Raw genomic sequence first — 11,668 nt, 5'->3', positions numbered from 1 at the left:
GTAACCGGTGCCAGTGTTGAGAATGTAAAACTGGCCCATAAAGGAGAAACCGTGATTGGTGAGGTTATGGCTGACACCGCCATAGCCGGATATGAAGGGCTGTCAAAATTTAAAGGCAAAAAACACAACATTCTTTCAATGGCCATTATGTATCCAAACGTGCTACAGGTGGTGACTCTGAAAAAGAGCGGTATCACCAACATCGAGCAGCTCAAAGGAAGGAACATCAGCACCGGAAGTCCGGGCAGTGGTACCAATTTTATGGCTGAAGCCGTATTCAAGGCATTAGGAATTCCTCTGGACTCATTTAAAGACAGCCGACTCTCCTTTACTGAAAGCGCTAACGCTTTGAGAGATGGTACAATTGAAGTAGGTTTCTGGTGTGTAGGACCACCTACCAGCTCTATTCTGGATTTGTCAACTACCCATGATATCAGCGTTATAGAATTCACACCGGAGCAAACAAAAAAGATCGTTGCGTACAACAAGGCTTACACGTCAGTAGATCTGTTCGGCGGCGCATATAGAGGTGTTGACAAAGCCGTACCTACAATCGGGGTAATGAATGTAATAATCGTTCAGAAATCTCTGGATACGGATTTGGTCTACAACCTGGTTAAGGCGCTGTATGAACATAATGACTATCTGGTTAAGATTCATCCTTTGGCTGCTTTTACCACACCTGAAAATGCAGTTAAGTATGCGCCTATTCCATTACATCCCGGCACAATCAAGTATTTAAAAGAAATGAATATCGCCGTACCTGCACGGCTGATTCCTTAAGGAGAATAAAAAATGACCAGGTCGAGTTCAATTATTATTTTCTGTGTGCTTGGCCTGGTTTTATCACTGATCCTGACTGCCTGGCTGACGCCTGGCGGTCTGGAACTTCATGTCACCCTGGTAAAAGAAAAAAAACCCGTGCTTGTTCTGCCTCTTAAACCCGGAGAGCGGTTTACCCTTCATTATTACCACTCGGTTGAGAACGCCCCTATCTGGGAAGAGCACAGTATGGATAAAAAAGGCAATATCTATATTGAAGAAGAGCGCTATGAAAAATTTGGTGCGGGTATGGGCCAAATGCCCGGAGTGGGACGGAAGGTAAAAAAAGGTGTTTATGAAGCGATTACAGATATGCACATGCCAACTGGTGATTTCATATTACGGGTGGGAAGCCCTGGAGTAGACCATACCATTATCTTGCGGGACAGGCGGTATAATCTTTCTGACACAATTGCCCACAAGGCCGTAAGGTTTTCAGGCAAACCTATAAGCATGCTTTATCAAATATGGCGATCTCTTAGGGTTTCGAGCTTGCAAGACAGCCCCTAAGTTAAGCAAATAATATATTCAGAGGACATAATGGTTGACAAAATTACAGTAGTTCAAGGCAAAGATTCTACAGAAAATTCTGGGTTGGCAGATGCCAATGAAACCCTGATGAAAATAACGGCATGGATCATCATGGCAATTGCTGTGAGCCTGAGCCTTTACCAGCTCTATACAGCAGGCGTGGCTGCACTGACAGCCCTGGTTCAGCGATCCATCCATCTGGGGGCCATTCTCAGCCTGACATTTTTACTTAAACCCGCTTTTTTAAAAGCCAGAAAAGATAAATTTTCTTTCGTCCTTTTTCTGGACTGGATTCTGGTCGCCTTGTCCATATACTGCACATTTTATATCTGCAATAACCTTACTGCCATTTTTGAACGCCAGGGAGACTGGCTCATCCAGGACCGGGTTGTCAGTATTATCGGAACGCTTCTGGTGCTGGAAGCCTGCCGCAGAGTTATCGGGAATATTATGACCGGGATTTGCGCCATCAGTATTGCCTATGCCATGTTTGGGCCCTATATGCCTGAACTGATTATCCACAAAGGTTACAGCGTTGAACGGATTGCCACGACCCTCTGGCTGACCACCGAGGGAATTTTTGGTCTTCCCATTGGCGTGGCAGCCACCTTTGTTTTTGTGTTTGTTCTTTTCGGGGCCATCCTGGAAACAACGGGGGGCGGGGCATTTTTCATTGATCTGGCCTATGCCCTTACCGGTCGTTTTTCAGGAGGACCTGCCAAGGCATCCGTGCTTGCTTCAGGATTTATGGGGTCAATCTCAGGCTCTGCCGTGGGTAATGTGGTTGCCACAGGCTCTTTTACCATACCAATGATGAAAAAGGTGGGGTATCGTTCCCATGTGGCCGGGGCCATTGAGGCCGCTGCCTCAACCGGAGGGCAGCTTATGCCGCCCATTATGGGAGCCGGGGCTTTTTTAATGGCCGAGTTTACCAACACAAGCTATCTGACCATCATCAAAGTGGCTCTGGTACCGGCTATCATGTATTATATTACCGTGTTGGTATTTGTTCATTATGAAGCCCAGAAATACGGTTTAAAAGGCCAGCCAAAAGAAAGCCTCCCAAAGATTATGACTGTGATTAAAAATGGGCTGCATTTTATTATTCCGGTCCTGATATTGATCTATGTCCTTATGTCCAATTATTCCCCCATGATGGCCGGGTTTATTGCCGTAGTCAGCACGCTTTCCATTAGTATTATTGCAAATTTTATCCGCTGGGCTGTGAACGGTAAAAATAAAACCAGCCTTGTCGGATTCGGCACAAGCGAGTTTAAATTGATCATTAAGGCCCTTGAAAACGGAGCGAAAAATGCTGTCATGGTCTCAGTGGCATGTGCAGCCGCCGGAATCATCGTAGGCATGGTATGTCTCACGGGCATGGGGCTTAAGTTCTCAAGCCTGGTCATTGACTTAAGTTATGGTATAAAAGTCCTTGCCATTCTCCTGATCGGCGGTGCTTCCCTGGTTCTTGGCATGGGGCTTCCCGTCACTGCCAGTTATATTGTTCTTGCCACATTGGCAGGACCGGCTCTGCTTGATATGGGGGTTCCCATCATGGTCGCCCATATGATCGTGTTCTGGTATTCCCAGGATGCCAATGTTACGCCGCCTGTCAGTCTTGCCAGCTTTGCCGGAGCAGGAATTGCAGGGGCCAATCCCATGAAAACCGCCTTTACCTCCTGGAAACTGGCCAAAGGACTTTATATCATCCCCATTATCATGGCATACAGACCGCTTTTAGGTATGGGTGATAATTACGAACTGTTCCACTGGGAAGTGATTTTAACCATGATCACCACGACCCTGGGCCTGCTTGCCTTTGCATCGGCGATAGAAAGATATTTTTTACGAAAAACCACACTTTTGGAAACCCTTCTTTTCTGGCTGGCTGCCATTGGGCTTTTCTGGCCGGAATACTGGGCAGACATTACAGGTCTTATTGCATTAATAATCGCTTGTGCGCTCCAGAAATTTTATTCCGTTACACCAACCACCAACACAGGTATGACAAATGAAAAGCAGCTTAAACAAAGTGATTCCGCTTAAACGGGCTATTGAACAATATGTAAAAAACAGTTCACATATATCCATTGGGGGATTTACCATAAACCGAAATCCCATGGCAGCAGTTTATGAAATTATCAGGCAGAAAATTTCTGACCTGCATTTATATGCCCACTCCAATGGCACGGGCCTGGATGAACTCATCGGCGCAGGCTGCGTTTCAAAGCTGGAAATCGCCTATGCCGGAAACGGGAAAGCTGCTCCGACCTGTATTCGTTTTGCACAAGCCGTCCAGAACAATGAAATTTTAGTTGAAGACTATTCAAATTACATGATGAGCCTGAGATTTATGGCAGGTGCCATGGGACTGCCTTTTCTGCCCACACTTTCAGGATTTGGATCGGATATTCTGACAAAATGGGGGCTTTCCAAATCCATGCGAAAATCAGATCCAAAAATTGTGGATGAGAAACTGATAGTTATGGACAATCCTTTTGGAAACTGGACAGGTGCATCCAAAGTGCTTCTGGTACCGGCCATCAATCCGGATGTTACCATCATTCATGTTCAAAAGGCTGACGCCACGGGAACCTGCAGCATACAAGGACTTGCATTTGCCGACATCGAACAGGTAAAGGCATCTAAACACGTAATTATCACTTGTGAAAAACTGGTCAAAAAGGAAGAATTAAGACAAAACCCTGACTTGAATCAGATCCCCTTTATCCATGTGTCAGCGGTCTGCCATGTTCCTCTGGGCGCTTACCCTACTGCAGTATTTGGCCACTATGACTATGATTCTCAATATTTGCGCAGATTTGCAATTGCAGCAAAAAACCAGGACAAATTCAAAAAATATCAGGACAAATATATTTATGGTGCTAAAGACCATGAAGCATTTTTAGACATCATCGGCCAGGAAAGAATTGATACGATCACGGCAGATCCAAGAACCGGTTACTCAGTTAATATGAAAAGGGATTAACATGAAAACAGTTCAACCTTATACCCCCAGGGAAATCATGACCATTATGGCGGCAAGAGAAATAAAAAACGGGGATATTGTTTTCAGTGGCACCGGTATTTCAATGCTGGCAGCTATGGCAGCCAAGAACATCAATGCGCCCGACAGTGTGATTTTTTTTGAAACCGGAGCCATAGATTCCCTTTTGGAAGAACTGCCCTTTGCAGTTGCAGACCCTCGAATCATGTACTGGGCTGCTGCAAATTCCAGACTGACAGATGCCTTTGCCACCATGCAGAACCCGATAACAGGGGAAAAAGTCATCGCTATATTAGGTGCCGCCCAGATAGATCGTTACGGGAATCTCAACACCACCTGCATTGGGGACTATCATTCTCCTGAAATCCGATTTTCAGGAAGCGGTGGTGGGTGTGACGTGGCAAGTTTTGTCCCCCGGTGCATTGCATTTATGCAACATGAAAAACGTAAATTTGTCAAAAAACTTGATTATCTCACAAGCCCCGGGCAACTTGGAGGAAATAACAGCAGGCAGAAAGCAGGCTTAAGACCCGGCGGTGTCAGTGTAGTGGTAACCAATCTGGGTGTGATGCGGTTTGATAAAGACACTGGCAGAATGTATCTGGATCAATTCTATCCCGGTATTACTCCTGAAAAAATCCTTGAAAACACGGAATTTAACATGGACGTTTCAAGGGCAACCCTGACTGATCCTCCCACAAAGACAGAACTTACAATCCTGCGGGAGGAATGTGATCCCCAGCGGCTGATACTCGACTGATAACCCAACCACAAAATATCTTTATATTTTTATAATCTACGGCAATGAATTTTTTTAAAAAGTTGGGAACTGAGAAATTTATTTTCCCGGACTGAACTTGTTTTAGTGGGCCGGACTACTGGTGCTCTGGCTAAAATTAGGATCAATAAATTTTTAAAAAAACACCGGACGTATAGACATAATCAACACCATAGCAGAATGGATATCCCTTACTTTTTGTCTCCAATAAAGAACATTCTGGCGGATCGTTTCTGAATAAATTATATTTTCACTAAAACTTATTTTTTAAATATCTTTACTGATTTCTGAAATATTGTTACAGAAATCTTGAATCAGATTTTTTTTATTTATCTGGTCGGATATCGTTCAAATTTATAAAATTTACAGGTCAACATAATTATAGTTATTAAATCATGATAAAATATTTAACTCTTAAAAATCATAAAGCCCTCAATAGTGTGAATTTGAATAATCTTGGCCATATCAATATCATATGTGGGAAAAATAATAGTGGCAAAACCACGTTATTGGAAGCCATGTGTGATGAAAAGAAGATCGGAATAGGAAAAGAGTTAGTTGGTCCAACCGATTGGCTGTTGAGCCTATTTAAACCTATGGCAAATCGTTATACAAGGCCTGCTCCAAGTATTTCAATGAAGTGGTTTCATGATTTCATAAATAATGAAATAGCCTGTGGGAAAATTTGGTTTTCTGATAAACGGGAAGAAATAGATAAACAAATTAAGGAATCTATAGGCAACCATAATCCACCTAATAGTTTCGGCCCTAATACTTTTAAGTTTGATAATATTTTCAATACGTTCTTTCAAAAAAATATTGATTTTTTTAAGCCAATTTTGATTCCCCCTAAAAGAAAGTTGGATTTTAAAACAGATATCATTTTAAACCAAGAAGTGACACCGGCAGGTCAGGGTTTGCTTAACAAACTTTTTTTTCTAAAAAATCAAGATTTAGAATCATACAAAACATATAAAACATATAAAAAAATATATGAAACATTTGAATATATAACTAATTCAAAATTCAATGTTGTCCCAAACACAGATAACATGATTGAGCTATTTTATAAATCAGATACTAATTGGATTAATGCAGAGGCATGTGGATTAGGATTAACAGATGTACTGATCATCGTTACAGTTCTCAATGTTTTTGAGAACAAAGTTGTATTAATTGAAGAGCCTGAGAATCACTTGCATGCTGATTTTCAAAAGCGTTTGTTATTTTATCTCACCTCAATAAAATTTAAACAATTTTTTATCAGCACTCATTCGTCAATATTTTTAAACATTGATATAATTGATAAAATATTTTACTGCCAAAACAATGCGGAGATTACAATTACAGACCAAACAACAAAATCAGAAATCTTTAATGCTCTTGGTTATTCTATTACAGAAAATATAGTTGCCGACATTTTAATTTTACTTGAAGGACCGACTGATATTCCTGTCGTTAAAGAAATGCTGAAATGGGTTGATATAGGTAGCCATCACAACATAAAATACTGGCCTCTTGGTGGTGACATTATGGCTTCCCTTGATTTGTCCGTATTTGCAGAAAGAAATAACGTTTTTGCTCTTATTGATTCAGACCCCGGTAGTAAATCACAACGGACTAGATTTGCAAGGAATTGTAAAAAGAATCAGATTTATTGCAAGAAACTCAATAAATACTCTATTGAAAATTATTTCAATTTGGAAGTACTTCGAAAAATATTCCCACAACAAATTCCAAAAAAAGTTAAGAAACTCTTACCATTGGAGTCAGTTGATGCACAAATAGGATTTAAAAAGAAAAATAAAACTATCAAGTCCAGAAATTACCAGATTGTAAAGGAAATGGAGTTAGAGGATATAAAAGGTACAGATCTTGAGATTTTTTTATTAGATATTAAAAAATACTTACTAAATATTTAATTTACCATTGATGCATTGGAAGATGTTTAATAAATTATTCTGTGAGTGTGCCTATGATTGAGATAGTTCCCCATAGTGATTCCTTTAGAGGAAGCTATAATGTGTCATTAGCAGTGGACTCAATGGCATATTTATACATATATAATGACGTATTTGTCGAAGAATGGAATCAATATGTTAAAAAAATTGAGGCTGGTTCTGATTTCATCAAATCGAAATGGTTCATGGAGGAATCTGAGCCAGCTAATGATGTATCATTTGAAACTCTTTCCCACGAAGAAAAGATAGGGCGTGCCGCGAACGTTGGCAAATTCTTTGAAGATAGACGAGGCAAAAAAGGTCGATATTTCGAAAAATTGGTAGATGATTTTGATAGGGATAGAAATCTGATTGCCTGTTATAATACTAAATTTTATACTTATGTAATTGAAACAAAGTTTGCGGATCATATTTCAGTTTATCTAATCGAAGAACACGAAGTAACTGATATGATAAGCTGCTTATACATGAAAATAAAGAAAAGAGATCGTTGCATGACGAGAAAACAGCTGATTGGTAATTTTGAAATAAATGGTGATGACTAAATATATCCTTTCTGCAATGGGAAGAGTTGAGGCGCTTACTTGGCTGAAAGCCAGTATCAGTGTGGTTGCTTTCTCCCTTCTTCTGCTACGTATTTTATTGCCTGACTTGAAGGTTGACTCGATCACTCTTGGTTTACTTATAGTGGGCATATTGCCTTGGCTCTCGAATCTTATTGAGAGTGCGAAGTTTCCGGGTGGTTGGGAAGTGAAATTTCGCGACTTAGAGAATGCTGGAAGGGAAATTACCGGCACCATCTCTCCATCAACACTTGCACCAACAACAGCACCTCCTGAGGAGCCAAGTCCCTCATACCTGAAAATCGCAAGTGATGACCCTAATTTGGCTCTTGTTGGCCTCAGAATAGAGATTGAAACCAGACTTAGAGAACTGGCCGAAGCCTATGGTATAAGCGGTAACATGCCTCTCAATCAGATGCTCAAAGAGCTCAGGCCACATAATGCAATGATTAAGGAAATAGAAAAGGGCCTCTATCAACTGATTCAAGCAGGGAACCGGGCTGCTCATGGTGCACGTGTTGATAGAGACGCCTCAGTTTGGGCTATTGATTCCGGGCCAGAAATTTTGGCAGTTCTTGATCGAATTATTGAAGAGCACCGAACAATCGGTTGAAGAAGGATTGGCAAATCCACTGCACTCCTTTGCCAACCTCTTAAGCGAACTGTTATTTTACGAGGCAAAAATGGAAATTGAACGTTCCCTTAAAGCTATTACAATAAATGATCTTAAAGAGTTATATGCTGGAAGCGTTAGTCGGTTGCATGAATATTTCATATCTGGACAAGGTAAAAAATGGACAAAATTGTATAATATCAAAAAGCCATTAACCGTCGCACTTTGCCAGGGTGCAGCAATGCATTTTCACGACAAAGTAAATGGTGTAAAAGACTTTGATGTTTGGTTTTTTTATCCATTCAATGAAACACATCTACCTTATCGCACAATTTGGAACTGGGATTATAAAAATCCAAAATTTGGCAAACATCCATCAATACCAGGTTATTCTGGTAGAAAAGTTGATGTGATAGTAAGGTCAATAAAACACTATTCAAAGCAGGAGCCAATCAACACAATCCATTATTTCCTGCAAAATGAAAATACTGCAACATCAAAAAGCCTATCCAAAAAAGCTGTTGTGTTGTTGTCTCCAAGTTCAATGCTGGGTAAGGTTGTATGGTACAAACAAAAAATATAACAATTTGCAGCGGAGCACTGGGGCAATCCCCCAGTCCCCATCCTTTGGTTATTGGTCCCTGATCGCAAGCAGTTGGAATTCAATTATATTTTCTGACAAGCACAATCAAAGACATATTTTCATAATGTTTTTCATAATATATTTATCACATTCCAATAGAGCCGGGAAAATTCTTTTCTTGGGGACTGAACAAAAATTATCTCTATCTCCAGTATTGTTTAATGAAACAATTTGTCCATTTGATTGAGCTTGGCAAAATATAATTGAATAGGTCTTTACACAAATTTGAAACGCTGGTATTGATTTACAGATCAAATTTTTTAATCGTTGCAAGTTGGATAGCATTTCAAATTACACAATATCCAGATCTGCACAGTAACTGGTTTAGCAGGGAAATCGAATGACCCACGACGTGTTCAAACTTATATACGAAAAGGCTCAGATTTGGAGGGGACTATATCACCATGGATGACTTGCCACCAGAAAAAGTAACCCTGGCGGAAGCCCAGGCAATCCTTAGACATATCAGAAAACCTACGAGTTCTTATAAGAGTGCTGGAAAGTTGTTTAACCTTGACCCAGAAACAATACCAGCAGTTTTGGCTGCACATGGGCTGGTGATAAGATCCGGGAAGAAGGGGCAGTCTGCATTATCAGATGCAGAAATTAAATATGCTCTCAAAAGACTTGGGGAAGGGGCAACCAGGGATTCAGTACGAAGGGAATTGGAGGTTCACCGCAATACCCTCAAGCGAGCTTTTAAACTGAAGGGGATTCAATTTCCAGTCATACAGAAAAAACAGCTATCTCAGGCTGAAGTAGCTCATATAACAAAACTGTTTAAAAATGGCCTATCAACACGACAGGTAGCTATAAAGACTGGGATACCAGTCTCTGACATTAGTTACTATTATCTTCCCTCTCCCCCAGGCAGGCCCACAGTAGATTTCAATCCCACGCCCCTTATATTTGTACAACTCCAGAGACTTTTAGAAGCTGACAATGATATCAAGTCCATTGCTGATACATTTGAGACAACAGAATATTTTGTCCGGTTAATGATTATATCGCTGGGTATACCCGGATTCTTCAAACAGAAGTTCAAGTATCCACCACAACATGGCCTTACTGCAAAAATGATTAGCAGATTCATAGAGCTAAAATTCAAAGGGGTATCATCTGGTACCATAGCATCAGAATTAAATACAACAAGACCAACTCTAAACAGAATACTGGTTTTGATTGAAAACTACTTCTTTGAGAATATCATGGGAGGACAATATGAAAAGAATACTTAGTGAACACCTCCAGCATGAACCTTATGATTTTTGTCTCCAATTAAAATTATTTTGGCAGATCGTTTCTGAGTAAATTATATTTTCACCTAAGTTGAATTGTTGAAGTGCCTTTACAGGCCTCAAAGATGTTGATATAAAATTCCAAATTACATTATATCCAGATCTGTACAATAACTGGTTGGAAGTAAAAAAAGAAAATATGGCAAAAAATTTAAGTAAATTAACAAGAAACGAGTTGGGGTATCTTTTCCCCATCATTCTTTCAGAGCCAAAAACCGAGTGGCCCAATCTTTTTGTTCAAGAAAAAAATCACTTAATCACATTATTGGGTGATGAAATTGTCCTTAGAATCGAGCATATAGGTAGTACAGCAGTGCCAACCCAACACTCATGCTAACGTTTTACCCTAAAGAGTACCAATGAAAATACTTACTGAATTTAACCCTCTCTTAAATGAAATAGAGTTTTTGGAAAAGAAGCTCTTTCAACACAATTCCAAAAAAATTGAGAACTATTCTTATGAGCAATTCATTTTAAAAGCTGTTGATGATTCTAATTCAATTCTTGCGGGTATTCACTGCCAAATTGGTGGTAATTGGCTTTACATAGAGAGTTTGTGGATTGACAAAAAATATAGGTCACAAGGCTTGGGAAAAGAGCTATTAGGTCGGGCTGAAAAGATTGCTGTCGAAAAAAAGTGTTTTGGTGTTTACCTATACACATATAGCTTCCAAAACCCAGGATTCTATAAAAGGTTCGGGTACAATGTATTTGGTACACTTGAAAATTTCTGTAATGAGAATTCAAAATTATATATGAAGAAAATTCTGGTATAACCCTGTTTGCTGCAGCGGACCGTTAAACTATATTTTTTGATAAGTTTCATTTAAGTTACTTCCCCGCATTATTTTTTATAATATATTTTGTTGAAAATAAGCCTCTCCTAGAGTCAAGTATCATTATCCCATACCGAAAAATTTAGGATACAAAATTATCGAGGATATTAAAAATAGAATTAAATTTTGGATTCCTTGTCATTTTCCCCGTATTATTATATTCGATCAGTTTAGGTTGGTAATAAAATAATTATGGATTCTTTTCAGCATGAAAAACAAAAAAGAAAAAACAGACTCTTCATGCACTGGACCGCATAAAGTCAAACTTGAAAAATGGATCAGTTGCGCACCTTTTGAAGATCTCCTTGGAATAAAAATCATTAACGCCAAGGATGGTCATGCTCATTTAACCATGCCATTTGTTTTTAAATTAGCTCAGGGAAAAGGGTTGGCACATGGAGGTGCTATTGTAACACTCGCTGATACAGCAGTGGCTATGGCTATAAAAAGTATTATTCCTCCAAACAGTCGTTTTGGTGTGAGCGGCGGCGTGAAAATGTCATAAAATCCCTGCTTTGAAAATGTATGCAAAAAAAACTGGCAGATCGTTGTTTTTGAACTGCCAGCCTGGTTAAATTATAATTGCTTTTTCTCTTCTCTCATCCGATAACTA

13 protein-coding genes are annotated in these 11,668 nt (G+C 39.7%); all 13 read left to right on the top strand.

Annotated features, from left to right (window positions below; translation table 11 throughout):
* Window positions 1-783, top strand: a 783-nt coding sequence (locus tag QAI40_RS14865) for a TAXI family TRAP transporter solute-binding subunit (RefSeq protein ID WP_304511746.1), incomplete at its 5' end; no start/stop codon positions are given.
* Window positions 784-795: 12 nt separating this feature from the next.
* Window positions 796-1,332, top strand: coding sequence for a DUF1850 domain-containing protein (locus tag QAI40_RS14860; RefSeq protein ID WP_304511745.1), 537 nt, complete (start codon window positions 796-798; stop codon window positions 1,330-1,332).
* Between the two features lie 30 nt (window positions 1,333-1,362).
* Entirely contained in the window at window positions 1,363-3,402 is a 2,040-nt protein-coding gene (locus QAI40_RS14855; RefSeq protein ID WP_304511744.1) for a TRAP transporter permease, read from the top strand.
* Window positions 3,368-4,345, top strand: coding sequence for a CoA transferase subunit A (locus QAI40_RS14850; protein WP_304511743.1), 978 nt, complete (start codon window positions 3,368-3,370; stop codon window positions 4,343-4,345). Before QAI40_RS14855 ends, QAI40_RS14850 begins: the two co-directional genes overlap by 35 nt.
* 1 nt (window position 4,346) lies before the next feature.
* Window positions 4,347-5,123, top strand: a complete 777-nt coding sequence (locus QAI40_RS14845; RefSeq protein WP_304511742.1) for a CoA-transferase subunit beta — start codon at window positions 4,347-4,349, stop codon at window positions 5,121-5,123.
* Between the two features lie 413 nt (window positions 5,124-5,536).
* Window positions 5,537-7,063 (top strand): ATP-dependent nuclease, encoded by a 1,527-nt coding sequence (locus tag QAI40_RS14840; protein ID WP_304511741.1) that lies wholly within the window; start codon window positions 5,537-5,539, stop codon window positions 7,061-7,063.
* Window positions 7,064-7,116: 53 nt separating this feature from the next.
* Window positions 7,117-7,647: a hypothetical protein gene (locus QAI40_RS14835; RefSeq protein WP_304511740.1), complete on the top strand. Its 531-nt coding sequence runs from the start codon at window positions 7,117-7,119 to the stop codon at window positions 7,645-7,647.
* Window positions 7,640-8,278 (top strand): hypothetical protein, encoded by a 639-nt coding sequence (locus QAI40_RS14830; protein WP_304511739.1) that lies wholly within the window; start codon window positions 7,640-7,642, stop codon window positions 8,276-8,278. Before QAI40_RS14835 ends, QAI40_RS14830 begins: the two co-directional genes overlap by 8 nt.
* A gap of 70 nt (window positions 8,279-8,348) precedes the next feature.
* On the top strand, window positions 8,349-8,861 hold the full coding sequence (locus tag QAI40_RS14825; RefSeq protein WP_304511738.1) for a hypothetical protein: 513 nt from the start codon (window positions 8,349-8,351) through the stop codon (window positions 8,859-8,861).
* 464 nt (window positions 8,862-9,325) lie between these two features.
* Window positions 9,326-10,159: a hypothetical protein gene (locus QAI40_RS14820; RefSeq protein WP_304511737.1), complete on the top strand. Its 834-nt coding sequence runs from the start codon at window positions 9,326-9,328 to the stop codon at window positions 10,157-10,159.
* Between the two features lie 199 nt (window positions 10,160-10,358).
* Window positions 10,359-10,556, top strand: a complete 198-nt coding sequence (locus QAI40_RS17210) for a GrpB family protein (RefSeq protein WP_367278899.1) — start codon at window positions 10,359-10,361, stop codon at window positions 10,554-10,556.
* Window positions 10,557-10,578: 22 nt separating this feature from the next.
* On the top strand, window positions 10,579-10,995 hold the full coding sequence (locus QAI40_RS14815) for a GNAT family N-acetyltransferase (protein WP_299982115.1): 417 nt from the start codon (window positions 10,579-10,581) through the stop codon (window positions 10,993-10,995).
* Window positions 10,996-11,263: 268 nt separating this feature from the next.
* On the top strand, window positions 11,264-11,560 hold the full coding sequence (locus tag QAI40_RS14810; protein WP_299982117.1) for a PaaI family thioesterase: 297 nt from the start codon (window positions 11,264-11,266) through the stop codon (window positions 11,558-11,560).
* Window positions 11,561-11,668: the final 108 nt, after the last annotated feature.

The organism is Desulfobacula sp. (assembly GCF_030611305.1).
In the GTDB taxonomy this organism is placed as follows: domain Bacteria; phylum Desulfobacterota; class Desulfobacteria; order Desulfobacterales; family Desulfobacteraceae; genus Desulfobacula.
Note: the sequence above shows the minus strand (reverse complement) of the source record. Positions and strands in the feature narration are given on the sequence as shown.